24 protein-coding genes and 2 pseudogenes are annotated in these 26,421 nt (G+C 71.7%); 17 read left to right on the top strand and 9 right to left on the bottom strand.

All coding sequences use genetic code 11. The features are described from left to right. Window positions 1-272 precede the first annotated feature (272 nt). Window positions 273-665, top strand: a complete 393-nt coding sequence (locus KBI5_RS06795) for an SCO5389 family protein (RefSeq protein WP_085014633.1) — start codon at window positions 273-275, stop codon at window positions 663-665. A 185-nt stretch (window positions 666-850) separates the two neighbouring features. Here KBI5_RS06795 and KBI5_RS28640 read toward each other — a convergent pair. After that, window positions 851-1,881, bottom strand: a pseudogene (locus tag KBI5_RS28640) (LLM class flavin-dependent oxidoreductase). A 382-nt stretch (window positions 1,882-2,263) separates the two neighbouring features. Between KBI5_RS28640 and KBI5_RS06785 the strand changes: the two are divergent. From KBI5_RS06785 to KBI5_RS06770, 4 genes are all read left to right on the top strand, one after another. Continuing rightward, entirely contained in the window at window positions 2,264-3,358 is a 1,095-nt protein-coding gene (locus KBI5_RS06785) for a GTP-binding protein (RefSeq protein WP_085014631.1), read from the top strand. After that, complete coding sequence (locus tag KBI5_RS06780; protein ID WP_085014630.1) at window positions 3,355-3,606, top strand: type B 50S ribosomal protein L31; 252 nt, start codon at window positions 3,355-3,357, stop codon at window positions 3,604-3,606. The genes KBI5_RS06785 and KBI5_RS06780 overlap by 4 nt, the downstream gene beginning before the upstream one ends. A gap of 1 nt (window position 3,607) precedes the next feature. Continuing rightward, complete coding sequence (gene rpmF / locus KBI5_RS06775; protein ID WP_085014629.1) at window positions 3,608-3,769, top strand: 50S ribosomal protein L32; 162 nt, start codon at window positions 3,608-3,610, stop codon at window positions 3,767-3,769. A 302-nt stretch (window positions 3,770-4,071) separates the two neighbouring features. Next, window positions 4,072-5,067 carry an ATP-binding protein gene (locus KBI5_RS06770; RefSeq protein ID WP_085014671.1) on the top strand — a complete coding sequence of 332 codons (996 nt, stop codon included), beginning with the start codon at window positions 4,072-4,074 and terminating at the stop codon, window positions 5,065-5,067. Window positions 5,068-5,425: 358 nt separating this feature from the next. On the opposite strand, the gene rpsR is transcribed toward KBI5_RS06770, so the two are convergent. Genes rpsR through rpmB form a run of 4 tightly spaced genes read right to left on the bottom strand, consistent with a single transcriptional unit; the run spans window position 5,426 to window position 6,473 of the window. Further along, window positions 5,426-5,671 carry a 30S ribosomal protein S18 gene (gene rpsR / locus KBI5_RS06765; RefSeq protein ID WP_085014628.1) on the bottom strand — a complete coding sequence of 82 codons (246 nt, stop codon included), beginning with the start codon at window positions 5,669-5,671 and terminating at the stop codon, window positions 5,426-5,428. Between the two features lie 54 nt (window positions 5,672-5,725). Then, window positions 5,726-6,031, bottom strand: coding sequence for a 30S ribosomal protein S14 (gene rpsN, locus KBI5_RS06760; protein WP_085014627.1), 306 nt, complete (start codon window positions 6,029-6,031; stop codon window positions 5,726-5,728). A gap of 41 nt (window positions 6,032-6,072) precedes the next feature. Beyond that, window positions 6,073-6,237, bottom strand: coding sequence for a 50S ribosomal protein L33 (rpmG, locus tag KBI5_RS06755; protein WP_085014626.1), 165 nt, complete (start codon window positions 6,235-6,237; stop codon window positions 6,073-6,075). Then, complete coding sequence (gene rpmB / locus KBI5_RS06750; protein WP_085014625.1) at window positions 6,237-6,473, bottom strand: 50S ribosomal protein L28; 237 nt, start codon at window positions 6,471-6,473, stop codon at window positions 6,237-6,239. The genes rpmG and rpmB overlap by 1 nt, the downstream gene beginning before the upstream one ends. 422 nt (window positions 6,474-6,895) lie before the next feature. On the opposite strand from rpmB, the pseudogene KBI5_RS06745 reads away from it, so the two are divergent. From KBI5_RS06745 to KBI5_RS06710, 10 genes and pseudogenes are all read left to right on the top strand, one after another. After that, window positions 6,896-8,017: pseudogene (locus tag KBI5_RS06745) on the top strand (GTP-binding protein); the annotation flags it as partial. A gap of 341 nt (window positions 8,018-8,358) precedes the next feature. Continuing rightward, window positions 8,359-8,466, top strand: coding sequence for a streptamidine-related RiPP repeat protein (locus tag KBI5_RS27675; RefSeq protein WP_241882707.1), 108 nt, complete (start codon window positions 8,359-8,361; stop codon window positions 8,464-8,466). 75 nt (window positions 8,467-8,541) lie between these two features. Continuing rightward, entirely contained in the window at window positions 8,542-9,477 is a 936-nt protein-coding gene (locus tag KBI5_RS26155; protein WP_157902442.1) for a hypothetical protein, read from the top strand. Continuing rightward, the gene (locus KBI5_RS06740) at window positions 9,474-11,147 is read left to right on the top strand and encodes a CocE/NonD family hydrolase (RefSeq protein WP_157902440.1); all 1,674 of its coding nucleotides are present in this window, start codon (window positions 9,474-9,476) and stop codon (window positions 11,145-11,147) included. Before KBI5_RS26155 ends, KBI5_RS06740 begins: the two co-directional genes overlap by 4 nt. After that, on the top strand, window positions 11,144-12,514 hold the full coding sequence (locus tag KBI5_RS06735) for a YcaO-like family protein (RefSeq protein ID WP_085014622.1): 1,371 nt from the start codon (window positions 11,144-11,146) through the stop codon (window positions 12,512-12,514). Before KBI5_RS06740 ends, KBI5_RS06735 begins: the two co-directional genes overlap by 4 nt. 91 nt (window positions 12,515-12,605) lie before the next feature. Next, a complete protein-coding gene (locus KBI5_RS06730; RefSeq protein ID WP_085014620.1) occupies window positions 12,606-13,985 on the top strand; it encodes a YcaO-like family protein in 1,380 nt (459 codons plus the stop codon). Between the two features lie 125 nt (window positions 13,986-14,110). Then, entirely contained in the window at window positions 14,111-15,298 is a 1,188-nt protein-coding gene (locus KBI5_RS06725; protein ID WP_198537544.1) for an iron ABC transporter permease, read from the top strand. Beyond that, window positions 15,295-16,155: an ABC transporter ATP-binding protein gene (locus KBI5_RS06720; protein ID WP_085014619.1), complete on the top strand. Its 861-nt coding sequence runs from the start codon at window positions 15,295-15,297 to the stop codon at window positions 16,153-16,155. Before KBI5_RS06725 ends, KBI5_RS06720 begins: the two co-directional genes overlap by 4 nt. Next, a complete protein-coding gene (locus KBI5_RS06715; RefSeq protein ID WP_241882706.1) occupies window positions 16,152-17,150 on the top strand; it encodes an ABC transporter substrate-binding protein in 999 nt (332 codons plus the stop codon). Before KBI5_RS06720 ends, KBI5_RS06715 begins: the two co-directional genes overlap by 4 nt. Beyond that, window positions 17,147-18,487 (top strand): MFS transporter, encoded by a 1,341-nt coding sequence (locus tag KBI5_RS06710; protein WP_157902438.1) that lies wholly within the window; start codon window positions 17,147-17,149, stop codon window positions 18,485-18,487. Before KBI5_RS06715 ends, KBI5_RS06710 begins: the two co-directional genes overlap by 4 nt. 54 nt (window positions 18,488-18,541) lie before the next feature. Here KBI5_RS06710 and KBI5_RS06705 read toward each other — a convergent pair whose 3' ends face one another. Continuing rightward, complete coding sequence (locus tag KBI5_RS06705; protein WP_085014667.1) at window positions 18,542-20,122, bottom strand: bifunctional NAD(P)/FAD-dependent oxidoreductase/class I SAM-dependent methyltransferase; 1,581 nt, start codon at window positions 20,120-20,122, stop codon at window positions 18,542-18,544. Between the two features lie 77 nt (window positions 20,123-20,199). Between KBI5_RS06705 and KBI5_RS06700 the strand changes: the two genes are divergently transcribed. After that, window positions 20,200-20,757, top strand: a complete 558-nt coding sequence (locus KBI5_RS06700; RefSeq protein ID WP_085014615.1) for an XRE family transcriptional regulator — start codon at window positions 20,200-20,202, stop codon at window positions 20,755-20,757. 8 nt (window positions 20,758-20,765) lie between these two features. On the opposite strand, the gene KBI5_RS06695 is transcribed toward KBI5_RS06700, so the two are convergent. From KBI5_RS06695 to KBI5_RS06685, 3 genes are all read right to left on the bottom strand, one after another. Beyond that, on the bottom strand, window positions 20,766-22,538 hold the full coding sequence (locus KBI5_RS06695) for an ABC transporter ATP-binding protein (protein ID WP_198537541.1): 1,773 nt from the start codon (window positions 22,536-22,538) through the stop codon (window positions 20,766-20,768). Then, a complete protein-coding gene (locus KBI5_RS06690) occupies window positions 22,535-24,355 on the bottom strand; it encodes an ABC transporter ATP-binding protein (RefSeq protein ID WP_116289857.1) in 1,821 nt (606 codons plus the stop codon). The genes KBI5_RS06695 and KBI5_RS06690 overlap by 4 nt, the downstream gene beginning before the upstream one ends. A gap of 252 nt (window positions 24,356-24,607) precedes the next feature. Beyond that, the gene (locus KBI5_RS06685) at window positions 24,608-25,645 is read right to left on the bottom strand and encodes a methyltransferase (RefSeq protein WP_198537539.1); all 1,038 of its coding nucleotides are present in this window, start codon (window positions 25,643-25,645) and stop codon (window positions 24,608-24,610) included. A gap of 161 nt (window positions 25,646-25,806) precedes the next feature. On the opposite strand from KBI5_RS06685, the gene KBI5_RS06680 reads away from it, so the two are divergent. Next, complete coding sequence (locus tag KBI5_RS06680) at window positions 25,807-26,412, top strand: isoprenylcysteine carboxylmethyltransferase family protein (RefSeq protein WP_085014609.1); 606 nt, start codon at window positions 25,807-25,809, stop codon at window positions 26,410-26,412. Window positions 26,413-26,421: the final 9 nt, after the last annotated feature.

Genomic DNA, 26,421 nt, shown 5'->3' with positions numbered 1-26,421 from the left:
CGCCGTCAACCCCGAACCCGGCACGGCCGAAGGAAGATGGAAAGATCACGAGAGTCTTGCCGGGGAGCCATCCTCCACTTTCCGCCGTACCGCGACGGCAGCTCCGACATGCGCGAAATGACTCTACGTGAGATGTCGGGTGGAATGCGGATCGCGAGGCTCGGACATTTGGGACGTCCAACACTCGAACGCCAACAGGATCATTGACATGCATCGCCCGTCCGGAGACCGTCTCGATGGTCGTGATCCTTCGTTGCCCTGGGAGGCCGTTCGTGTCCCTGACCGTTCCCCCTGACATGGTCACCGCCGCCGCGGAAGGCAGACTGGACGACGACGAGTTCCTCGCCTGCGTGCGGGAGTCGCTGCCCTACGCCTACGGGCTCGTCGAGCGCCTTGCCGCCGAGCTGCCCGCCAGCGATCGGGACTTCGCCGACAACCTGGTGCCGCCGCAGGACGAGCAGGCCCGCGGGCAGCTTCTGCGGGCGCTGGCGAGCAACGCCATCCGCGGGGCACTGGAGCGTCGTTTCGGCGTGGTTCTGGCCTTCCAGAACTGCCACCGTCTCGCGGCGTTCCGTCCCGAGACCGTCGATGGAACCCAGTACCAGCGGTTCGTGTCGATCGAGGGTCAGGTCCTCAACCAGCAGCCGGAACTCGTCGACTGCTGAGCACGCGGCGGAGCTGGCGAGGCTGCGGCCGCTCGTGGACGTGCTGTCCGCGAGCGGTCGGCGCGGCGGTGTCGCTCTCCTCGTGTGGGCGAAGACGTGCGTGGGGTGACAGCGCGGAGGCTCGTGCGTAGGTGACTACCGCCCCCAGGCCTGCCGGCGCCCGGCGAGTGGGTTGCAGGGATCCATCAGGGAGTGAATGGCTGTGGGAAGGCCCCCCGGTCTGGCCCGCCGGCTGTTCTGGTCGTCGCGCCGCCGGTGATCGGCGGGAGGACCTCGGCGCCGATCCGGGCGATGTTGTCGAGCACGTCCTGCCTGGTGCCTGCGCCTTCCGTCATGAGTAGCAGACGACGTACGCCGGTGCGCTCGATGGTTTCGATGAGGCGCCGCGTGCACTGTTCCGGGGTGCCGACGGGATGGATGCGAAGCAGATGCTCGACGTAGGCGTGGGGATCACGCTGTGGCCCGGGGGTCGCGTCGAGCCGGACGTAGTTCGCCGTGCCGCGGCCGATCCAGCCGGGCATCGTGGTGCGGAGCGTGTCGGCCGCCTCGGCCCGGCTGTCGCCGACCTGGGTCAGGACTGTTGCCGTGTGAGGAACGGAAAGAGGGTCGTGCCCGTTCCGGGTGGCGACTTCGGCGTATCGGGTGAGCAGGCGTGCCTTGCCGGCGCGTCCTCGTGGATGCCCAACAGCAGCGGCAGGCCGCGTTCGGCGGCGAGGTCGACGGTGGCGATCGAGGTCGCGGCGACCCAGACGGGTGGGCGAGGGCTGGTGCGTGCATGAGACACGACCGCTGTCTCGCGGAAGGCGAAGAACTCGCCGTCCGCGGCGACCTTCTGCTCACCGAGCCACCGCAGGAGCAGGTCGAGCGCTTCGGGGAAGCCTCGTTCGTAGCGCGGCAGGCCGGTGCCGAAGACCTCGAGGTCCAGCCACGGCCCGCCGCGGGCGACCCCGAGCCGGAACCGTCCCTCTGAGAGGTGGTCGAGGAGCACAGTCTCCTCGCCGAGCGCGACGGGATGGCGGGTGGACAGCACGCAGGCCGCGGTGCCGACCTCGATGCTGCTGGTGCTCCCGAGCAGGTGGGCGGCGAAGGCGATCGCGGACGGGCAGACACCGTAGGAGATGAAGTGGTGCTCGGCGATCCACACACCGTCGAAACCGGCGTCTGCCGCGGCGGCGGCGTAGGCCTTCGATGCGGAGAGCGTCTCGGCGTGTGACATGCCGGGAAACTGCCCCGCGACAGAAAAATACTGCCGTGACAAGAAAATTCGGCTGCTGCACGTACTGCCTTGTCTGGTCTGTTTGACGAATTTCGTTCTGCCTGGGTAATGCGATCTGYACGCCGGCGATCACGGTATACGCCTGTGTTCGCGGGCTGGTGCGGAGGCCGGACCTTTCCAGCTCTGGGTGCGGCCTGGTGGCCGGACCGGCCGCTCGGGGCCGGAGATCGTGACCTCCCGCGCGGGTCCRGCTACCTGGCGGATCGTCGCGGCATCGAGGAGATCCGATCGCGGGCGCTTCGCTGGCGGGGCGGCGGGCGGTGCGACGGTCTACCGGYGACCCACTATCTGGAGTGGAAACCGTTTTCGATAAGCTGTCCCTATGCTGAGAGAGGTCGTGCTGGTCGCTGGTCTCGGCGACCACGACGTGGGCGAGGAGATCTGGCGCGCCTGGCAGGGCTCGATCCTGGTGCGCTACGACCTGCGTGATCTTGCCCAGCGTGTCGTGCGCCGCTGGGTCGACGGCGAACTGACGGCAGTGGAGCTGGCCCACGGCTGCGTGTCCTGCACCCTCGGCCTGGACCTGGTGCCGCTGCTGGAGCGCCTGGGTGGCCGGGTCGTCGTCCACCTCGATCCCCGGCTGGAACCCGAGGCCGTCTGTTTCGCCGTGTGCGAGACGGACGTGCGGGTGAAGGCCGTGGTGACCGTGGTGGACCGGGCCACCTGGCTCGCGGACGCGACCGGAAACGATCTCCTCGCCGAGCGTGGCCTGAGTGCCGCCGAGGACGACGACCGCACCGTGGCCCAGATCGCCGTCGGGCCGGTCGAGTTCGCCGACTGCCTGGTGCTGACGGGCGGGCAGGTCGACCCGGTGCTCGACGCCGTGCTGGATCGCCTCAACCCCCGTGCCGCGCGTCGCGACCGCCGCGGGCTGGACGCTGCCGCTCTGCTCGCGGCCATTCCGCCCGACGCGCGTCGCGGTCGCTTCGATGACGGTTTCGGCACCCTGCTGAACGGAAGGCCGCCACTGGAGCCGTCGCACGGTGTGGCGGTCGTCCGGTTCGCTGCCGGCCGCCCGTTCCATCCGATGCGCCTGCATGACGCCCTGGACGTGCTGCTCGACGGCGTCGTGCGTGCCCGTGGCCGGTTGTGGGTCGTCAGCCAGCCGCACAGGGCGCTGTGGTTGGAATCGGCGGGCGGTGGGCTGACCGTCGGCAGTCTCGGGTCGTGGCTCACCGCGGTGAGTGACTGGGCGCAGGCCCCGCCTGCCTGCCTTGCGGGGGGTTCGGCGAGCCCGGACCGCCGCCCCGGCGAACGCGGGCAGGAGGTGGTCGTGATCACCCTGACCGCGCCACCCGAAGCAATCATCGCCGCCCTGAGCGAGGCACTGGTGACCGACGAGGAACTGGAACTGGCCGGCGAACTGGAATTCGTCGACCCGTTCATCGAGTCAGACGACGAGATGGAGGAGCTGTGAAAAAGGATATACACCCCGATTACCATCCGGTTGTCTTCCAGGACCGATCGACCGGAAAGTCCTTTCTGACCCGTTCCACGGCGACGTCGGACCGCACGATCGACTGGGAGGACGGCAACGTCTACCCGCTCATCGCGGTCGACATCACAGCAGATTCGCATCCGCTCTGGACGGGTGACCAGCGGGTGATCGACACTGCGGGCCGCGTCGAGAAGTTCAACCGCCGTTATGGAAAGAGGAGCCGCTGACATGGCCGTCCCCAAGCGCAGGACCTCCCGCAGCAACACCCGGCACCGCCGCGCCCAGTGGAAGGCCGCGGCGCCCGACCTCGTGCCGGTGACCACGCCCGACGGCCGCACGCTTCGGGTGCCCCGTCGGCTCGTCGCCGCCTACAAGCGCGGGCTGCTGTGACCGCAGGGGAAGCCTGACGCCGTCCCCGGCCGCCGACCCCGGGGCACGCCTCCGCCTGCGGCGGCGAAGCCGCGCGGGGCCAGGTGACTGGCTGTGGCCTTCTCCTTCCGGCCGGTCCTGGTGTGGTCGTCGGGCGCCTATCGTCGAGCGCGCGCTCGGCTCCCGCTGCGGCTGGGCGGGTGGTCCTGATCGGCTTGGCCGGCACGCCGGTGGCGCAGCCGGCTGCCGTAAATGAAAACGAGTATCGTTGCGACGTCGCTGATGCGGCGCAGCAAGGTCGCCATGGTCAAGGAGTGCCGCGCGTGAAAATTGCATTTGTTGGCAAGGGTGGCAGTGGGAAGACCACATTGTCCGCCCTGTTCTGTCGGCATCTGGCCGCCTCCGGGCATTCGGTGCTGGCGATCGACGGAGACATCAACCAGCATCTGGGTGCCGCGTTGGGGCTCGCCGATGACGTGGTGCCGCCACCGATGGGTGAACATCTCGCCGAGATCAAGGACTATCTGCGGGGTGACAACCCCCGCATCCCTTCGGCAGAGGTGATGGTGAAGACGAGCCCGCCGGGATCGGGTTCGCGCCTGCTCGGCATGGAGGATCCGCTCTGGTCGCGGTTCGGGCTGGAGGCGGGGGGTGTACGCCTGCTCGCCACGGGGGCGTTCGCCGAAGAGGATCTCGGGGTGGCGTGTTTCCATTCCAAGCTGGGCGCCGTGGAGCTGTTGCTCAACCACCTGCAGGACGGCCCCGGCGAGTACGTGGTGGTGGATATGACGGCGGGGGCCGACGCGTTCGCGTCGGGATTGTTCACGCGGTTTGACCGGACATTTCTGGTCTGTGAGCCGACGCGGAAGGCGGTGGCGGTGCACCGCCAGTACCAGGGGTACTCGGCGGAGTTCGACGTCGCGTTGTCGGTGGTGGGCAACAAAGTCACCGACGCCGGGGACGTGGATTTTCTGCGCCGCGAGGTGGGCGCGGATCTGCTGGCGTGGGTGGGCCAGTCGGCTCCGGTGCGGGCCATGGAGCAGGGACACCCGTTCGCCATCGACGATCTCGACGGAGCGGATCGGGCGGTGCTGGATCAGATGAAGGCGGTGGTCGACGCGACGGTGCGGGATCCGGATCGCTTCCTCGCGCAGATGCATCAGATGCACCTGCGCAACGCGGCGGCGTGGGCGAACAGCGCGGTGGGGGAGGATCTGGCCGGCCAGATAGATCCGGACTTCCGCTTTGAGGCCGACCTGGTGCCAGCCGCACGCCACAGCCTGGGCGTGGCCGCCGGTGCGCGCGCGGGCGCAGGCTGATCTTCAGGGAGGCCGCGCGGCTCCGGCGCGGCCTCCCCGACCGGTCGAGCGGTCTGCCCGCCGAGCCGCCCCGCCATCCAGCGGTCGGGTCCAGCGTCGCGGCCGTTCGCCCCGCCGGCATCGGCCGCGTGCCGCGACAAGCACGGGCACTGGCGCGGATTCAGGTGCGGCGGAGAACGATGCCTTGTCCGCCACGGTCGCGTCGTGTGTCCGTCCGGGCCGGTGGCAGTGCGGTGGATGCGCTCGCAGTGCAGGGTGAGTCACTCGGCGGGGTCAAGGTCGAGTTCGCGCAGCGTCTGATGGGGTGTGGGGAAGTCCGCGGGATCGACCTGCTTCCAGGACCAGGGTGCCGATGAGGTCATCGTGGCCGGGTGGAGTAGGGGAGAAGCGCCATCTCCCGCGCGTTCTTGATCGCGCGGGCGACCTCCCGGTGCTGCTTGGGTGTGAGTCCCGTGACGCGGCGGGCTCGGATCTTCCCGCGGTCGGAAATGAACATGCGCAGCAGCGCGGTGTCCTTGTAATCGACGTAGGTGATGCCGCGCTCGATCAGGATGTTGGGCTTCTTGCGCGGGTTCTTCACCGGGCGCCGGTGTCGGTTCGTCATCTCGCCGTCTCGTCGGGTAGTGCCGGCTGGCGGCACGCCAGCCGGCGTGGGGTGCTACCAGCTGGCCTTGCGGATACCGGGGAGCTGCCCGGCATGGGCCATCTCCCGGAACCGGATCCTGGACAGGCCGAAGTCCCGCAGATGGCCGCGCGGCCTGCCGTCGACCTGGTCGCGGTTGCGCAGCCGGGTCGCGCTGGCGTCGCGGGGCTGGCGGCGCAGTTCCGCGACGGCGGCGTCCCGCTCGGCCTGCGGTGTGGAGGGCCTGCGGATGATCTCCTTGAGTTCCGCGCGCCGTTCGGCGTGGCGGGCGACGATCTCTCGCCGCCGCCTGTCGGCAGCGATCTTGCTTGCCTTGGCCACTGTGGTCCTCTGTCGATGGGGATGGGGGTCTGGCGGTGCCGCTACCGCTCCTCGCGGAACAGCACGTGGCGGCGGATCCGGGGGTCGTACTTCATGAGCTGGAGCCGGTCCGGGTCGTTGCGGCGGTTCTTGGTCGTGATGTAGGTGAAACCGGTTCCCGCGGTCGACCGGAGTTTGATCTTCGGGCGGACTTCGTTGCGGGCCATCAGACCTTCACTCCCTGGGAGCRCAGTCGACGTACGACCGCCTCAATGCCAAGCTTGTCCACCGTCTTGATCCCCTTGGTGGACAGCGTCAAGGTCACCTTCCGGTTCTCGCTCGGCAGCCGGTAGGTCTTCTTCTGGATGTTGGGATTCCAGCGGCGCCGGGTGCGGACATGCGAGTGGCTCACCCGCATGCCGAACCCGGGCTTGCGTCCCGTTACCTGGCAATGCGCCGACACAGACGTTCTCCTGGTCTGCGGAGGGTCGGAGGCCGGTAGGGCCGGCGCTCGAACGGGCCCGTCGCGCGCAGGGCGCGCAGCAGTGCCGCCAACTCGCTCCGGCTGATCTGGTGTTGCCCGACAGGCCTTCTGTGGCCGTTCATCGACCCGCCCGCTGCTGGTAGTGGTGGACGTGGCATCATCCGTAATGAAAACCGTTTTCATCTTGCCTCAGGAGTGGACCCGATGTCCAGTGGTGGCGGGTCGATCTCGCGTGCGGGTCGCGGCGAAGCGGCAGGGTGCGCCGGGCTGGTGTCGGGTGGAGCGTCGCGCTGTGGCCTTCGAGGGGTCTGTGGTCACAGGCTCCGTGCCGGGACGTTATCGTAATGAAAACCGTTGCCATCAGTGAAGGTGGGGCCGTGACGCGACACACGGACGAGGGGATGGCCGACTCCGAGCGGACGTGCACGGACGCCGATCCGCGGGTTCCGGTCACCGTGCTGTCCGGCTTCCTCGGCGCGGGCAAGACCACGCTGCTCAACCATGTGCTCGCCAACCGCGAGGGGCGCCGGGTCGCGGTGGTGGTCAACGACATGAGCGAGGTCAACATCGACGCCTCGCTGGTCTCCGGCCGGGGCGGGGAACGCCTCGTCGAACTGACCAACGGCTGCATCTGCTGCACCCTGCGGGAGGACCTGCTCGAAAGCGTGGGCTCGCTGGCCCGCGAGGGCCGCTTCGACACCATCCTCATCGAGTCCACCGGGATCTCCGAGCCGATGCCGGTCGCGGCGACGTTCGACTGGACGTTCGAGGACGGCTCCAGCCTCTCCGACCACGCCCGCCTCGACACCATGGTCACCGTCGTCGACACCTCGACCTTCCTGACCGAGCTCGAGCGTGGCGACTACCTCGTCGAACRCTCCCTTCAGGCCGATGAGGGCGATGAACGTGGCATCTCCGACCTGTTGATCGACCAGGTCGAGTTCGCCGACGTGCTCGTGCTGAACAAGACGGACCTGGCCACCGCCGACCAGGCCGCMGCCGTCGAAGGGCTGTTGCGCAGKCTCAACCCGAGCGCCTGCCTCGTCCGCGCCGGCCACGGAGTGATCGACCTGGCGGAGGTCCTCGACACCGGGCGCTACGACCCGATCACCGCGGCGACGTCGGCGGGCTGGGCCGAGGAACTGGTGGGCAACCACACGTCCGAGGCCGAGGAGTACGGCATCCGCTCGGTCACCTACCGTGCTGACCGTCCCTTCCATCCCGCCCGCCTGGCCGCCGCGCTGGCCGGCTGGGAGGGTGTGCTGCGCAGCAAGGGCTTCTGTCATATCGCCAGCCGCCCGCACACCCTGGCCGTCTGGTCCCAGGCCGGGCCGAACATGACCATCGAACCCGGCGAACTGCTCACCGGCCCGACCGCCGCCCAGGAGCTGGTCTTCATCGGTGTCGGCCTGGACCCCGACGAACCACGCCGACGGCTCGACCCGGCCCTCCTCACCGACGCCGAACTCGCCGCCGGCCCCACCGCCTGGCAACAGTTCCCCGACCCGCTGCCGGCCTGGGATGACCTGGAGCCACGACCACGAGCACGACACCCCGGATCGCTGGTAGTCCTCGCGGACGCCGATCAGCGGGTCGGATCCTTCGACCGCTGGCGGGCGCCGCGGTACACGAGGCCCTGGTATCGAAGGTCTTCGGTGCGGAATCCGTGTCCGGCGAGCGGTGCCGGTGGTTCGTCTCGCCCGCGGGCCAGGTGTTTCGCGAGCGGCCTGAGTTCGTCCAGGAACGACATTGTCACTGCATGTGCCGTAACCGTGAGTACTTCTTTCGAACAGGTTGCCACGGGGTGCGCGGCCACGTAACTTCATTATTGGAAATGGTTGTCGTTTTCGCATGGGAGGTTGGCATGGAGAACTTCGTGGTCGAGCCGGTCGTGGCTGCCGCGCCGGTGCCGTCGCCGCAGGGTGTCGGCACCAACGCGCTGGTCCACAACCCGTTCGTCGCGGGCCGCTGAGGTAGGGGCCGGTCCCCGGCGGCACGCCGCCGGGGACCGGCCTTTCCGCCGTTGTTCGCGACCTCCGAAGGGATCATGATGAAGCTGGCCGCGGGCCATCACCTTTACCCGTTTCCAGACGGAACCTGGCGTGCCGCGGGGCCGGGCGACGTCTTCCTACGGGTCGCGGGCCCGCCGGAGGTCGTGGCCGACCTGCGCGACCGACTGCTGGCCGGCGGCGACGGCTCCCTGACCGGGCCGGTGCCGGTGGATCCCGCCGACGCCGCGGCGCCGCTGGTCGGGGTGCTTCGCGAACACGGAGTACTGGTGGAGGATCCCGCCCCGGCGGAGGCCACCCGGCGGTCGCCTCGGCTGCACGTCGACGGGGACGGGCCCGTCGCCCGGCTCGTCGCCGAACTGGCCGCCGGATGGGCCGAGGTGCGCCGCGGGCCGCTGGATGAGGCGGCGGTGCGGGACGCGGATGTGGTGATGGCCTGTGCCGGCTGGCTGCCGGACGCCGCCTGGCGCCGGTTGGGGGCGTGGTGCGGGCGGCACGGGACCGCGTGGACCCGCTGCCACGCGGAAGGGCTCGGCCTGTTCGTCGGCCCACTGACGGTGCCCGGCCGGTCGGCCGGCTACACCGACGTTCGGAGCCGCCGGCTCGCCGCGGCGGACAGCCCGGACGAGCTGCTGACCCTCTGGGCGTGGCTGGACCGGCCGGGGCAGCCGCATCCCCCAGTCACGTGGCCGGCCCGCGGGGTGATCGCCGTGGCGGCGGGCCTGATGCTCGGCGACGTCGAGCGCTGGTGGGCCACCGATGAACTCCCGGACGTCGACGTCCAGTGGGAGATCGGCGCCGACGGCGTCGTCACCCGCCACCCGGTGCTGCCGCTGCCCGTGGTGGCCGCCCCCGTGACCACGGCGGGCGCGGCGGATGCCGGTCCCGCGCGGTCCGCCTCCACGCGCGCTGCCGTGCCGTCCGACGCCGTGCCGTCCGATGTGGTGCCGCACGCGGCGGGGGTGCCGGCGTGACGGCCGTCGCGATCGCGCCTGGCGGCGTGGCGGCGAGCGGTCTCGCGCTCAACCTGCGGGTACCGGGACACGACGGCACGCCGCTCGCCGTCGACGTCCAGCTGCCCGCGCGGGCGGACTGGCCGGTTCCCGTGGTCGTCACCCGCACGCCGTACGGCCGCAGCGCGCATCTGGCAGAGGGCCAGGGCTGGGCCGAGCGCGGATTCGGCTACGTGACGCAGGACGTGCGTGGCCGCTACGACTCGGACGGAACCTGGCGGCCCTACCGCGACGAGCGGGGCGACGGCGCCGCGCTGGTGGACTGGCTGCTGGCCCAGCCCTGGTGCGATGGCCACCTCGTCGCCTACGGGGGCTCGTACAGCGGGTACACCGCCTGGGCGCTGGCCGTCGAGCGGCCGGAGGCGGTGCGGGCCGTGGTGAGCCTCGGCCCGTCGATGGGGCTGCACCGGACGAAGTTCGAACCGAGCGGCATCCTGCGGCTCGCCGAGCACGCGAACTGGTGGCTGGAGCGCGCCGACTCGCGCACCAGCCGCGATGGGCTGGTGCGTGCGGTGCACGCCCGGACGCCGGACGTGCTCGACCACCTGCCGGTCCGCGAGCTGCCCGAGCGGTTCGGCGTGGCGCTGCCGCACTGGGGCGACATCCTGCGCAGCGGTCCGCAGGAGGGCCCGGAGGCGCTGACCGACGACGAGCTCGCCCGGGTGCCCGCGGCGGCGTTCCACCTGGGCGGCTGGTATGACCTGCTGGTCGGCGAGTCGCTGGAGCACTGGGAGCTGGCCGGCTCGGCGATCACGCCTCGCCCGCCGCGGCGCCTGGTCGTCGGGCCGTGGGGGCACGACCTCGCGTTCGGGGTCTCCACCCGCGTCGGTGACCGCGACCACGGCCCGTCCTCCCGCTACCCGTTCGCCGGTGTCTGCGTCGACTGGCTGCGCGCCGTCCTGGCGGACCCGCCCGCGCCGGTGCCGCCCCCTGGCATCGAGATCTTCGTTCGTGGCGCCGACGCCTGGTCCAGCCCGCGGACGTGGCCGCCACCGGGCGCCGTCGAGACCACGTGGCACGCGCGAGCGGACGGGAAACTGGCGGCCGGGCAGCCGGGCCCGGCCGGCGCGCGCGGCTTCCGCTATGACCCGCGAGACCCGTTCCCGTCGGTGGCGCCAGGCTCGGACCGCCGGGAGCTGCTCGGCAGACCGGACGCCGTCCGCTACCTGTCCGGGCCGCTGGACGAGCCCGTCACGGTGCTGGGCACCGGCCGCGTCGAGCTGGCGGCGCGCACCGACGCCCCCGCGGCGGACTGGGTCGCGCGCGTCCTCGTCTGGCTGCCGGACGGCGCCGCGTACGAGATCGCGTACGGCTCGGCCACCTGGCCGGCGGCCGGGGTGTCCGCGCAGGAGGAGCCGGCCTCCCGGGTGGTCCGGCTGTCCGGCGCGGCCGAGTGGGTGCCCGTCGGCGCCCGCCTGATCCTGGAGATCACCAGCAGTGACCACCCGTTCCTCGCCCGCAACCTGGGCACCGGTCTGGACCGGTACGAGACCACCGGGACGCGGGTCTGCGAGCAGACGGTCCTGTCCGGGCCGGGGGAGCACGGCACCCGCCTGGTGCTCCTCACCGCCCGTGCCCTCGTGGGCGACACGACCTTCGTGGGCGACACGACCGGAGTGAAGGAACAGTGACCGCCGAGGACCTGCTCGGCCCGCGCTTGGGGCTGATCACCGCGATCGTCGACCAGCCCCGTGGCCCAGGGCTGCCCTCCGGCTGGCTCGGGCGCGGCTCGAAGGTCGCCCGCGCCGACCGGTTCACCTGGTGGCGGGCGGACGGTTTCGGTTTCGGCGCGAGCCTCGGCGACGCGGACGTGGCCCGCGGAGCGGCGATCGGGGAGGCGGTCGAGCGATACTGCGGCAACGCGGTCCCGGCCCGGCTGCCGGTCGCGAGCTGGGAGGAGCTGCGCACCCGCGGGGTGGCCGCGGTCGACCCCCACACGTTCGCGCTCTACTCCGACCGCCAGTACGCCACGGCAGGGTTCCCCTTCGTCCCGTTCACGAGGGATCTTCCGGTCGCCTGGGTCACGGGCACGGAGCTGATCGGCGGTGCGGAGGTGGAGGTCCCGGCATCGCTGGTCTACCTCGACTACTTCCACGGCCCGCACCGGGACGAACCGCCGGTGAACGCGTTGATGTACTCGGGGATCGCCGCGGGGCGCAGCAGGGCCGAGGCGGAGACGGCCGCGCTGGAGGAGCTGTTCGAGCGGGACGCGACGACGATGTGGTGGGCGTCCGGCGCGCCGGCGCGGGCCGTCGACGACGCCGGCCTGGTCACCGGCCAGCTGGGCCGGCCCCATCGGGACCGCCCGCTGGAGGTCCGGCTGCTTTCGCTGCCGTCGCAGCTGGGCGTGCCGGTGCTCGGCGCGCTGCTCGTCGACGACGCCGACGCGATTCTCGCGTTCGGCAGCGCGTGCCGTGCCGACCCGGCGGCCGCCGGGGCGAAGGCGCTGGTGGAGGCCCTGCAGCTGCTCACACTGACCCACCAGCTCGCGGACCCGGACAGTGACGTGTGGCGCGCGGTGGCCACCGGCGACATCGAGCCGCACGTGTTCCTGCCGTTCCGGGCCGACCGGAGCTACGGCGCGGCAGTGAGCGCGGACTACCGCGAGCTGGTCGACCTGCCGGCGATCGCCCAGCTCTACCTCGACCCGAGAGYCCAGCCCGCCGCGCTGCGCCGGCTGCGCCCGACCCGGACCGTGGCGCTGGCCGACCTCCCCGCGGTGGGGGACGGATCACCGTCGGGGGCGCGCGCGGGGTACCTGCGGCGGTTGGCCGGGCTCGGGCTGCGCGCGTTCTCCGTGGACCTGACCACACCGGACGTCGCCCGCTGCGGGCTGCACGTTGTGCGTGTCGTCGTCCCCGAGCTGATCGGCAACGGCCCGCCCGCCTACCCGCTGCGCGGCGGGGAGCGGCTCTACACGGTGCCCGCCGCGCTGGGTTGGACCGCGGCGCCGCTGACCGAGGACGACCTGGTCCGCGAGCCGCTGCCGCTGGCCTGACCGGCGAGCCGCGCCGCGCCGCCTGCCAGCTCCGCGGTCGCTGCCGCCTGCTGGCGCCCCGAATCCCGACTGCCGAGAGGGAACACCCGAAATGATCACGGTGACGGACGACGTCGCCTACCCCCTGCTGCTCGACAGCCGGACAGGGATCGTGCGCCGCCTGGTGACCCGCGACATCCCGGCCTGGTTCCCGCCGTCGTTCCGCCTGGTGCACGCGTGGCTGTGCGATCCGACGCGATTCTGCGCCTGGCCCGCCGACGCGACCGGCGCCGGGTACGCCTTCGCCGACCCGAGGCGGGCCGTCGCCGCGGCGCTGGGCGAGGCCGCCGAACGCTACTGCGGCAACCTCGTCCCGCCCGGGCTGACGACCGCGAGCCACGACGAGCTCGCCGCCGCCGGCGTGGACGCGCTCGACCCGGCGGACTTCACGCTGTACTCACCCGCGCAGTACGCCACGCCCGGCTTCCCCGCCGCCCCGATGCGCGGCGACCTCGTCCAGCGGTGGGCCACCGGACGCGACCTGCGGACCGGCACGGCCGTCCTTGTTCCCGCCGCTCTGGTCTGGGCGTCGTGGAACCTGCCGTCGGTGGGGCAGGGCGTGCCCCTGACGAACCCGGTCATGCAGGCGGGCCTGGCCACCGGACCCGACCGGGCGTCCGCCGAGACCGGGGCGTTGCTGGAGGTCCTCGAACGCGACGCGATGACCATGTCCTGGCAGGGCGGCCGCGGGCTGCGGCAGGTCGCCGTGCCCCGCTGGCTGCGGGATTTCTGCCGGGGGCCCCGCGGCGCGCTCGACACCCGCTTCCTGGCCTTCGACGACGAGTTCGGAGTGCCGGTCGTCGGCGCCCTGGTCAGCGACACGGTGACCGGCTACCTGACGCTCGGCATGGGTGTGCACGGCGACCCGGTCGACGCGGCGCTCAAGGCGTACGCCGAGGCACTGCAGTTGCAGCTGTTCGTCGCCGACTACGACGACCCGCACGGTTCCTACGCCCGGCTCGCCGCCGCGGCGACCAGTCCGCTGCGTCCCTGGCGGGCCGACCGCGCCTACGGGCGGTCCTACCGGGCGGACCTTTCGGACGTCGTCGACTACGGCTGCCACCTGCAGCTGCACCTCGACCCGGCCGTGCAGGAGGCTTTCCAGGCCGAGCTCAGCCAGATGCTCGTGGGCGAGGTCGGCCTCGGTGATCTGGCGTCCGCGGCCGGGGCGGACCCGGTGCTTTCGCCGGGGTCGGACCCGCGGCCGGGTGGGCTGGTCGACCGGCTCGCCGGCCGTGGGCACCGGGTGGTGGCGGTCGACCTGACGACGCCCGACGTGCGCGGCGCCGGGCTGTATGTCACCCGGGTGGTCGTGACCGGCCTTTACGGCAATGCCCCGGTCGGGATGCCGTTCCTGGGCGGCCTGCGACTTCCAGCCGCCCGGGCCACGCCACGTACCGGCGTCCTGCCCAGCCTGCCGTTGCCGCACTGAGCCTGGGCTACTACTCTGCAGCAAAAACGGAAACCGTTACGGTTATCGTCTTAACCTGTGGTCCAGCCGGACCAGCCGGACCGGACCAGAAGGATCCGGCCGGTCCGACCCTGCGAGGACTCACGATGTCTCGGGCTGAGCCCGCTCCCGATCACCTGCCCGGCCCCCGCGCCAGTCCCGACGTCCTCACAGCGCCGGGTGCGGGTGAGCCCTCCCGGCCTCCGGTCCGTGCGGCCGTCGCGAAGGCGTCGCCGCTGACAGGTCTGTCCGAGCCCGCCCGGTTCGCGATCATGCTCGGCGTCCTGGCCGTCGCGACGCCGGTGCTGCTCGCGACCGCGGTCAGCCTGGGGGCGGTGCGCCTGCCGCTGGGCGCGGTGTGGTCGAGCGTGCTCGGTCACACGATCGGGCCCGTCCTGGGCGTCGACTCCACGCCCGGTGTCGACGACGAGATCATCTGGAGCGTCCGCGTGCCGCGGGTGCTGCTTGCGTTCGTCGTCGGGGCCGGGCTCGCCGTCGCGGGCGCGGCGCTGCAGGCGGTCGTCCGCAATCCGCTCGCCGACCCCTACGTCCTCGGGGTCTCCYCCGGGGCGTCACTGGCCGCCGCCGCGGTCCTCACCCTGGGCGGCGCTGGCGGGACCGGCTGGCTGGCGGTGGTGGGCGTGTCGGGGGCGGCGTTCGCGGGCGCGCTGCTGACGCTGGCCGCGGTGCTGCTGCTGGGCCGCCGGCACGGGCGGATCGATCCCTACCGGCTGCTGCTCGCCGGCGTCGCGCTCGGCTACCTGCTGGCCGCCGGCACGAGCTACCTGCAGCTGCGGGTGAGCAGCAACCAGCTCGCGCACCTGCTGTTCTGGCTGCTCGGGATGGTCTCCGGGGCCGAGTGGGACAAGCTGGGCCTGCCCGCGGCCGTGGTGGCCGCCGCCACCGGCTGGCTGGTCCTGCGCGGCCGGGCGCTCAACGCGCTGCTGCTCGGCGACGATGTCGCCGCCTCCGCCGGCGTCGCCGTGAGCGCGCTGCGCACCGAGCTGCTGATCATCGCGGCGTTGCTGACCGGCACCGTCATCGCCGTCGCCGGCGGCGTGCAGTTCGTCGGACTGATCGCCCCGCACGCCGTCCGCCTGCTGGTCGGCAGCGACCACCGCCGGCTGCTGCCGCTGGCCGCCCTGCTCGGCGGCAACTTCCTCGTCGCCGCCGATCTCGCGGCCCGCACCGCCGCCCAGCCGCTCGAGCTTCCGCTGACGATCGTCACCGCGGTGGCCGGTGTCCCCTTCTTCCTGGTGCTGCTGCGCCGGGCCGGCCCGGGAGGTGGGGCATGAGCGCGGGTGGGCTGCGCCTCGAACGCGTCGGCGTGGAGATGGACCGGGTGGCGATCATCCGGGACGTGACCGTCGACTGCCCGCCGGGCACGTTCGTCGGCCTCCTCGGCCCGAACGGCGGCGGCAAGTCGACGGTGCTGCGGGCGGTATACCACGCGCTGCGCCCCAGCACCGGAGCGGTGCTGCTCGACGGCCGTGACCTGCACCGGGACCTCGGCCCGCAGGCCGCCGCCCGGGAGGTGTCGGCGCTCGCGCAGGAGGCGGGCGAACCCATCCAGCTGCGTGTCCGCGACGTGGTCGCGACGGGCCGGCTGCCGCACCAGGGCCTGTGGAGCCGCGAGTCGGACCGCGACCGGAAGGTTGTGGCCGACGCGCTGCGCACCGTCGGGATGGCAGACAAGGCCGGCCGGCTGGTGGCGACCCTGTCGGGAGGGGAACGCCAGCGGGTCCTGCTCGCCCGGGCGCTGGCCCAGCAGCCCCGGCTGCTCGTCCTCGACGAGCCGACGAACCACCTCGACATCGGCGCCCGACTCGACCTGCTGGAACTGGTGCGCTCACTGGGCGTCACCGTCCTCGCCGCGCTGCACGAGCTCGACCTGGCGGCCGCGTTCTGCGACCTCGTCTACGTGCTGGCCGACGGCGAGCTCGTCGCCGCCGGACCACCCGGCGACGTGCTGACCCCCGAGCTGCTGCGCCGCGTCTTCCGGGTGCGGGCCCACCGGGGCACCCATCCCGTCACGGGCCGCCCCACCTTCGCGTTCAGCTCGCTGGCCGCCGCCCCTGACCCCGGCCCTGACCCCGCCCCGTCGGGAGCCGGCCAGCGACCGGCATCAACCCTTCTGGAAGGACAGTTGTGATCACACGTATTCGTCGGGGTCGCGCGGCGGTCGCCGCGCTGGGGCTGGCGCTCGCCGCCGCACTGACGGCCTGCGGCGACTCGTCGGAGCCGGCGTCCCCGCCGGCCGCCGCCGGGACCGGCGGGAGCGCCGGCTACCCGGTCAACGTGACGAACTGCGGGCGCACCCTGCACTTCGACGCCGCACCGCAGCGGATCATCTCCGGCTGGCCCACGAGCACCGACCTGCTCGTCGAGCTCGACCTCGCCGACCGGGTCGTCGGCCGTTACAACACCAGCAGCGGCGACCCCGCTCCCACCTATGCCGCGGCCGTCAAGGACATTCCCGTCCTCGCCGAAGCCGCCCCGTCGCGGGAGCAGCTGCTCGCCGCCAAGCCGGACCTGATCTGGGCGGACGGCTCCTACCTGTTCGACGGCCAGCAACTCCCGACGATCGACGACCTGAACGCGCGCGGCATCCAGGTCCTCATCCTCAGCGGCTTCTGCACGGACGACGCGACCAGGGCGAAGGTGACCGACGTCCAGACCGATCTGGCCGCCCTCGGGAAGATCTTCGGCATCACCGACCGGACCGGGAAGCTCAGCGGTGACCTCGACGCGCGTCTCGCCGCCGTCGACGCGAAGACCAAGGGAACGCAGGCGGTGCCGGTCGCGATGATCAGCACCTATGACGGCTCGATCTACACCTACGAGGGCGTGTACACCGACATCGCGCAGCGCGCCGGAGCGCGCAACATCTACGCGGGGACCCTGCCCACGGGGCAGTACTACGGTGAGCTGTCGAAGGAGCAGATCCTCAAGGACGACCCGGCGACGCTCGTCTATCTGCTCAGCGGCGGGGAGAGCGAGCAGACCGCGCGGAAGTTCCTGACCGACGCCCTGCCGACGCTGTCCGCGGTGCGCTCCGGGAAGATCGTCTTCCTGCCGCAGTGGGACTCGACGAACCTCGGCGGGGTCCAGGGCGTGGAGACCCTGGCCGCCGCGCTGCATCCGTGACCGAAGCCTCCACGGCACCCGGCGGAACGCCGCGCCCCGACCCCGCCGCCAGCCTGGGCGGGGATGGGGGCGCGGCGTCCGGCGGGGGAGCGGGCGGCGGGGACGAGTTCAGCCGCGGGTTCGGCCGGTTCCTCGTCGCCCGCGCCGTCTCCTGGGCCGGCTCCGCCGTGACGCTCGTCGCGCTGCCGCTGCTGATGTACCAGCACACCGGCAACGCCGCGCTCACCGGCCTGCTCGCCGCGCTGGAGGCGATCCCCTACATGGTGCTGGGTCTGCCGGCGGGAGCCTGGGCTGACCGCCTCGATCCGCGCCGGGTGCTCGTCGTCTCCAACCTGGCCAGCGGGGCGCTGCTCGCCACCATCCCGCTGGCCGAAGCCTTCGGCGTCCTGTTCGCCGCGCACCTGCTCGTGGTGGCCGCGGCCAGCGCGTCCGCGTTGACCTTCTCTGACGCGGCCGGCTTCCGCGCCCTCGCGGCGCTGACACCCCCGGGCCAGATGGGGGTGGCCACCGGCCGGCTGAGCTCCGTCAGCACTGTCATCGGCCTCGCCGGCCCGGCGGCCGGCGGGGCGCTCGCCGCAGGCCTCGGTGCCGGCAACGCGATAGCCCTCGACGCGGCGACGTTCGCTGCGTCCGCGCTGCTGATGGCGCGGCTGCCCCTCGGGCCGACGCCCCTGACCGGCCCGAGTTCGGCCGCGCGGTCGCTGCGCGCCGACATCGCTGAGGGCCTGCGCTGGGTCTGGCGACACCGGCTCGTCCGCACGCTCACCCTGCTCGGGGTCGGCAACAGCCTGACCGCAGGGTTCATCACCGGGCTCGTCGTGGTCGTCGCGGTCCGCCAGCTCGGTCTCACCACCGACGACGGCCGCGTCGGCCTGCTCTACGCCGCGGCGGGCGCGGGCAGCCTGCTGGCCAGCCTGATGCTCGCGCGGGTGCAACGCGCACTGCCCGTTGGCTGGGTCACGCTCGCCGGTCTCGCGGCCGGCCTCGTGTTCCTCGGCTGCTGGGCGGCGAGCCGCTCGCTGGTCACCGGCGCTCTCGCGCTGCTCGGCTGGCAGGCGGCCAACACCCTCGTCAGCCTCAACGGCATCGTGGTGCGCCAGACCGTCGCCCCACTGGAGCTGCAGGCACGGGTGAACACCTCAGCCCGCATCATCGCCTGGGGAGGCCAGCCGCTGGGCGCCGCGGCCGGCGGCGTCCTCGCCGAGCACGCCGGCCTCGGCTGGGCTCTTCTCCTGGCCGGAGCCGGTCTCGCGGTCTCGCTGGCCGCGGGCCTGTGTACCCGCCTGCGCGCGACCCACCGCCTGGCGACCCTCACCGCCGCCGCGTCACCAGCGTGAGGGAGTGCGCTGACCCGCGGTAACAAGTGCATATACGGGGTCGTCGGCAGTGGGTTACCGCCTGGTCGCTCGCAGCACGACGTCGTCGACGTGATGGGTGCTGGCCGCGCCCGGGGGGCGAGGCCGGGTCCCGTGGATGTCGATCTGCCACGCGGTGTCGTCAAGGGCGGCGGCGATCTCGTCGGCGCCCACGTAGGCGCCGGGGTCGAAGACGCGGGTCTGCGTGCTCACGTCGACAGGGTGGTGCAGGGGGGTGAGGTCGTGGCCGACGACGAGGAGCGTGCCGCCGGGGGCGACGGCGCCGAGCAGGTTGCGTAGGCCGCGCTGGTCGGGGGTGCGGTGGAAGGAGCCGTACTGCAACGAGACAAGGTCGTAGGTGTCCGTGCCGAAGGCGTCGGGGTCGCCCGCGTCGCCGCGCAGGCAGCGGACGACAAGGCCTCGGCGGTCGGCTTCGGCGGCGACGCGGGCGAGGGCGTTGCCGGAGATGTCGCTGGCGGTGACCTCCCAGCCCTGCTCGGCCAGCCAGAGCGCGTCGGCGCCCTCGCCGGCACCGACGTCGAGCGCTCGACCGGCAGCCAGCGCACCGGCCTCGTGCACAAGGGTGCCGTTGGGGTTGCGGCTCCAGATCGGTTCGCCGCTGTAGCGGTGCTCCCAGTCGGCCTGCTGACCGGACGTCCGGGCGCCGGTGCGCAGGTCGTCGTCGGCGAGGTCGAAGGCGATCATGGCGCCGACCCGGCTGCCGTGGGCGGCGGCCGCCACGACCTGCATGCTCGGGTCGGTCAGGTTCCCGGCGGCGTAGATCCCGGGCACCGCGGTCCGGCCGGTCTGGTCGACCTCGACCGCGTCCCCGATGCCGGTCGGATGGGGTGTGGTGGTGACGCCGACGCTGGCGAGCACCTCGGCCCGGGCGTGGAAACGCGGGCCCACGACCACGGCGTCGGCCGCGAGTATGGCCCCGCCGGCCAGCTCGACGCCGGCCAGCTGGCCGGCGGGTGTGGTCACGACTCGCTGGACCGTGTCCCGGACGACGGTCACGCCGCCCTTGCGCAGGGCCTCGACATCGGCGTCCTCGGCGTCCTCCAGCTCGTGCAGCACGACGGTGAGCTCGTCGGTCAGGTGCCGGAACAGCGCCGTCGGATGCAGCCCCATGCGATGGGTGACGATCTGCACCAGCCGCTGGTCGCGGACCTCGAAGCCATGACAGAACGGGCAGTGGATCACCGTGCGCCCCCACTGTTCGGCCAGCCCGTCGATGGCGGGCAGCTCGTCGACGATTCCGGTGGCGGCGAGCACAYGGCGGGCGATCAGGGCGTGGCCGCCGGTGAGCTCCACCCGGAACCAGCCGTCCTCGCGGCGGTGGACGGCCAGGGCCCGGCCGAGCAGAACCTCCCCGCCGTAGCCGCGTACCTCCTCACGCCCGATCTCCGCCAGCGCCGCGGGCGGCGCGCCCTCGTGCCCGAGATAGCCGTGCATGTGCGCGGCGGGAGCGTTGCGAGGCGTGCCGTCATCGACCACGAGGACGGACCGTCGTTGCCGGGTGAGCTGGAGGGCGGCGGCGAGCCCGGCCGCCGATCCGCCGATCACCGCGACGTCGCAGTGCCGCTCGACGGTGGGGTGTGCGCTGTGGTCTGCCATGCCCTCGACGGTATGCGCGACCATCGCAGACTGAAAGGTTCCTTGCGGAAACCGCAAGAGGCGGCGAGGATGGGCGCATGCCGAACGTGTCGGACGTCGAGGAGCTGGCCCGCTCACGGCTGCGCAGCCTGCGCACGACGCTGGGCTACTCCCTGGACGAACTTGCTGAGCGCACCAACCTCAGCCCGTCCACCATCAGCCGGATCGAGACCGGCCGCAGGACGCTCGGCCTCGACGTGCTGGTACCTCTGGCGAACGCGCTCCAGGTCAGCCTCGACGTGCTCTTCGAGCTCCCTGACAACGGGGACGTGATCATCCGCCCGGTGCCGCACAGTTCCGGCGCGCGCACGACCTGGCCCCTGAGTCGTCCCGACGGGCGCACGATCGCGGTCAAGATCCGCCTCGAGCCGTCGCCGGGCCGGCCGGTTCAGCGGGTCCACCCGGGCCATGACTGGTTTGTGGTGCTCGAAGGCCGGGTGCGCCTGTGGCTCGGCGACCGGGAGATCGACGTCAACGCCGGCGAGGCGGCCGAGTTCTCGACCATGACCCCACACTCGTTCAGTGCCCCGTATGAACCCGCCGAACTCGTCATGATCTTCGATCGTGAGGGGCAGCGCGCCCACGTCCATCAATAGTGCACGCGTCAGGCTCTCGCGTCGGATGTGGCGAGCTGCCACCCCTGTGCCTGGTGCAGCCGGTCCCAGAACCGGGCGTAGGTGCCGCCGGCCGCGAGGAGCTGCTCGTGGGTGSCCTGTGCCTCCACGCCGCCGTCGTCGTCCAGCGCGATGATCTGGTCGGACGCGGCGATGGTGTCGAGCCGGTGCGCGATGATCAGGATTGTGGCCTGCTGTCGGAGCTGCTCGACGGCCGCGATGATGTTCGCCTCGTTCTCCACGTCGAGCGCCGAGGTCGCCTCGTCGAACAGCACGATCGGCGCCCGCTTGAGCAGCGCGCGCGCGATCGCGACGCGCTGGCGCTCACCGCCGGACAGCGCACGGCCGCCCTCCCCGACCCGCGAGTGCCAGCCGTCGGGCAGCCGTTCGGCGATCTCGGCGACCCCGGCCAGCCTGGCTGCCTCCTGGACCTCGTCCGGGCTCGCGTTCTCGCGGCCGACGGCCACATTGGCCTCCAGCGTGTCGTCGAACAGGTAGACGTCCTGGAAGACCATCGAAAGCTGGCCCATCAACTGTTCGGTGGTCTGCTCGGTGACCGCCACGCCGCCGACCCGCACCGTGCCTGCGTCGGCGTCGTGGAAGCGGCTGACCAGGCGGGCGATCGTCGTCTTGCCGCTGCCGGACGGCCCCACGAGGGCGACCATGGAACCGGCCGGCACCGTCAGTGACACGTCCCTGAGCACCGGTTCGGTATCGGACGTGTAGGCGAAGGTGACGCCGTCCAGCTCGATGGTCCCCGGGGCCGGCAGCACGGCCGGCGACGATGGTTCGGGCAGTGGCTCGGCGGTGAGCACCTCGTCGATCGCGTCGAGCAGTGGGCGCCGCGACTCGAGCGTCATGGCGCTTGTCGTGATGGTCGACAGCGTGGAGGTGAACCGTAGTGCCAGCCCGATGAAGGCGAGCGCCGGGATCGGCTCCAGCGTGCCGGAGACGGCCAGCGCGCCGGTGACGCTGATCAGCGCGACGATCACACCCTGGGTCGCCATGCCGCTGAGCAGGATGCCGGCGGTCTCGATCCAGTGGGCGCGGGTCTTGGCGGCGCGGGTGTCCTCGAGCGCGGCGGTGAGCGGCCCGAAGTCGTCGCTGCGGCCGCAGGAGCGCAGCGCGCCCTGGCACTGCGCGTACTCGACGATCCGGTTGGCCAGGTTCACCTCCTCCGGTTCGTGCATGGAGCTGCCCCGGCGCATGAGGTAGGTGGAGGCCAGGGTGATGAGCAGGAAGACCGGGACCGCGACCGTCAGCACCAGACCCAGCCACGGGTCCCAGAACCAGGCGGCGACCACGATGGTGACCGCCGCGACGACGCGGCCGACCAGTGGACCGATCATGTGCGCGAAGATCTCCCCGGCTGACATCAGCTCGGTCGAGACCATCCGCGACAGGCGCCCGGCGAGCGGCCGGGCGAACCAGCCGAGCGGCTGCTTGGCCACCTGGTCGCCGACCAGGCGGTGGATGCTGTGCAGGAAGTCCAGGGCGACCCCGTACGTGCGGCTCTCCTGCAGATAGATCAGCCCTGCGCAGGCGACCGCGAGAACCGCGAAGACCCACAGCCAGCCGCCGGTGCGCAGACCCCAGACAGCGTTGTCGGAGGCGAGAGAACTGATCGCGGGCAGCAGTGCGGCCAGGGCGAGGCCCTCGACCAGGCCGCTCAGCGCGGCGACGAACAGCGCCGGCCGCAKCGTATCAGGCCGGGAGATCATGCGCTTCAGGCGTGGGATGATGTCGATCAGGGGCAGGTTCATGCGTGCACTCCCCGGTCGAGGGCTCGGTCGAAGGTCGCCGTGGTGGACTGCCACAACTGGGCATAGTCGGGTTCGTTCATCAGCTGGTCGTGCGTGCCGGTCGCGCGGACGCGGCCGTTCTCGACCAGGACGATCTGGTCCACACCCTTGATCACCTCGGGTCGGTGTGCGATGAGCAGCACCGTCTTGCCACGTACCAGGTCGGAGAGCGCCTGCTGGATCTGGTGCTGTGACTCCGGGTCGGTGAGCGCGGTGGCCTCGTCGAGGATCAGCACCGGCGCGTCGACCAGGATCGCCCGGGCGATCGCGATGCGCTGGGCCTGGCCTCCGGACAGGCCGGTGCCGGCGCCGTACACGGTGGCGAAGCCGCTCGGCAGTTCCTCGATCTCGTCGAGGACGCGGGCGGCGCGGGCCGCCGCGCGGATCTGCTCGTCGGTGGCGTCCGGGCGGCCGAGCGCGATGTTGTCCCGGATGCTGATCGACGGAAGCTGCGGGTCCTGCAGCACGAAGCCCACATGCGCGTACAGCTCGCCGATCCGGTCGATCGGCGCGCCGCCGAGGCGGATCTGCCCGGAGCGGGGATCGTCGAAGCGCGCGAGCAGCGTCGCGATGGTCGACTTGCCCGATCCCGACGGCCCGATCAGCGCCGTGACCGTGCCCTCGCGTAGCGTGAACGAGACGTCATCCAGGGTGAGGTCGGCGTCGGGGCCCTCGCGGTAAGAATAGCTGACGTGATCGAAGACGACGTCGTGCCCGCTCGGCACCGCGCGCTCGGACTCGTCGGCCAGGACCGGTGTCTCCAGGAGATCGATCAGGCGGCGGGCCGAGGCACCGGCCATCTGCTGGGCCCACATCGCGTTCATCAGAACCTCGAGGGCGTACGGGATGAGCAGCGCGATCAGTGAGGTGGCGAGCACGTCGGCGGCGGTCACCGAGCCGTGGTGCACCAGCCAGGTGCCGCCGCCGATGTTGACCAGCAGGATCAGCGGCACCGCGAGCAGGGAGTTCCCCGGCGAGCTGACGGTGATCAGTGGCCGCACCCACTGGTAGTAGAAGTCCTGGAACTCCTCGGAGGCGCTCTGATAGGCGCTGTGGGCCCGGCCGACCCGGCCGAACGCCTTCACGACGGTGATGCCGGTGACGAACTCGACCATGCGCGCCGAGACCACCCCCAGCTTCTTGTCCATCTCGACGGTCTTCTCTCCCATGCCCCGCATGGGGAGCGCCATCGCCGCGGCGTAGAGCGGCAGCGTCGCGATCGCGAGGAGGCCGAGGCGCCAGTCGATGACGAACGCGTAGACCATCAGCGCCAGGGGCATGACGACCGCGTTGGTGGTCTCGACCGGGCGGTGCGCGATCAGGTTGTGGATGGTGCTGATGTCGTCCTGCAGCGCTTTGCGGACGCGCCCGGAGTTGGTGGACGTGAACCAGGCCAGCGGTACCCGCGAGAAGCGCCGCGCCATGCGTTCGCGGATCAGGTGGCCGAGCCTGATGTCCGCCAGGTGGGTGACGAGCAGCGCCACGAGGTAGACGCCGAGCCGCAGCGAGAACGCCATCAGCAGGATCCRCAGCCACCGGTTGACCTCGTCGCTGTCGACGCCGGCGTCGGCGCGTGCGGCGTCGAGCAGGACATCACCGATCCGCACCAGCGCGATGTACGGAACGACCGCCAGAACTCCCGAGACCACCGCGAGGAGCCGGCCGGCGGTCAGGCTCTTCGCCACGGGGCTTACCAGGTCCCTGAGCGCACGCGCGGCCGCCTTCTGCTGGGCCTTCAGGTCGGCGGCGGACTTGTCAGCGGGCTCGCCCGCGGGCATGCCTGCGCCGGTCGTCGGTGCGTCAATCGTCGTCATAGCTCTCCTCGGATGAACACATCACATCATCCACTTAGGTAAGCCTAACCATACGCAATATTGGGCGTCATTCAGATATCGGCTCCGCCTACGCGGCGGCCCATTGCCCAGGGGTGGCGTCCGCGAGGAACGCTGGACATCCGTTGAGCGGCATCCTCGTCCGGAACCGCGGTTCTGACCTCGTCGTCCGTGACCGGTGGCTCACGTGGGCGGCGGCTATGCGGGGGCGCACTCGATGATGATGTAACGCTCCACCTGGTGGTGGATCTTGTTGATGCGGAGGTCGGCGTTGGTGGTGAGGGCCGCGTAGTCGTCGAGGGTGCGCTCGCGACCGCCCGCGAGGACGAGCATGCGCAGGTCCATTTCCGCGAATCCGGCGGGGTTGTGATCGGGGGCGGATTCGATGATCAGCAACCGGCCGGTCGCGCCCGCKGCCTGGGTACAGCGGCGCAGGATCGTGGTTGCGGCGGCGTCGTCCCAGTCGTGGATGACGCGGGTGAGCAGGTAGGTGTCCGGGCCGGTGGGCAGCGGGTCGAAGAAGCTCTGGCCGATGACCTCGCAGCGGTCGGCCAGGCCGAGGCCGGCCAGGTACTCCCGGGCGCGGGCCGCGGTCTCCGGCAGGTCGGCCAGGGTGCCGCGCAGATGCGGGTTGTGGCGCAGCACCTCGGCGATCAGCGTGCCGGTGCCGCCGCCGATGTCGGCCACGTGGCTGACCGTCGACCAGTCGAAGCCCGTCGCCACGGCGGTGTTGCCGGCCTCGATCGCCATGAGCGCGTCGAAGGAGGCCCTGATCGCGGGGTTGGCGTCGAGGTAGGGCCAGAACGGCTTGCCGAAGACCTGTTCCCAGGCCGGCTCGCCGGTGCGCACAGTATGCAGGAGGCCGGTGAACGCAAGGTCCATCTGGCCGCCGAAGCCGGTCAGGTCCAGCCAGGCGGCGCCCGGCGTACCGGTGCGCAGCAGCGCGGCGGCGGGGTTGGCCGCGAACCGTCCCGGGCTCGGCTCCGTGAAGACCCCGTGCTGGGCCAGGTGGCGCAGCACGCGGGCCAGCGCGTTCGGGTCGGCTTCGACGCGCTCGGCCAGGTCCTCCAGCGCGGTGCCGTCGGTGGCGCCGTCATCCGGCATGAAGTCCGCGAGCCGCAGCGTCGCGGCGACCCTGAGTGCCATCGGGGTCACCAGATTCGTGAGCGGCGCCAGTACCTTCCACGCCGCGATCGTCTGGCCTGGGTCCGCCCGGTCCTCGTCGGCTGCTGGCATCTGGTCCTCCAAGGTCATCAGTGTCCATCCCCGCTATCGTTGTGTATCGGTGTAAAACTGCCGGGCACGGCTTTGATCGCTCTGATGGAAAGACGTGTGTTCGGATCGGTTCCGGCTGCGCGACGTGGTGCCATTGATCGAGACTGAGTGACAATCAGGACATGGCCGCTGTATGCGTTGCGCTCTATCTCGTCTGGCTGTTGACGGCCTTCGTGCTGCGCGGTGCGATTCAGTACGTTCGCACGGGTGATCATGGCATGCGGCGGGGGGTTGAGCGGCCGTTCTCCACGGCGTGGTCGGCCCGGATGGCGTTCGTTCTCGCGCTGGTCGCCGGTGGTCTGTCCGCGGTGCTCGTGGCCGGGGGCGTCCTGGCTCCGGTGGGCGCGCTCGACGTGCTCCCGTTGCAGGTCGTGGGCCTCATACTCGCCGTCGCCAGCGCTGTGGCCACATTCGTCGCCCAGCTCGCGATGGGCGCCTCGTGGCGGGTCGGTGTGGATGCGGGGGAGCGCACCGAACTCGTGGTGCGACGGCCGTTCACGGTCGTCCGTAATCCGATTTTCACGACGATGGGTCTGACCGCGCTCGGTCTCGCCTGCATGGTTCCCACTTTTCTCACCGGTGCCGGTCTCGTGCTGCTGGTCTGGGCGCTCGAATACCAGGTGCGGCACGTCGAGGAGCCGTATCTGCTGTCCCTGCACGACGACCCCTACCGGCGCTATCTCGCCGAGGTCGGGCGTTTCGTGCCGGGTATCGGCCGCGTTCGCTGACCGCGGCAG

Source organism: Frankia sp. KB5, assembly GCF_002099325.1.
GTDB classification, from domain to species: domain Bacteria; phylum Actinomycetota; class Actinomycetes; order Frankiales; family Frankiaceae; genus Frankia; species Frankia casuarinae.
This window is presented reverse-complemented; position numbering and strand designations above follow the sequence as displayed.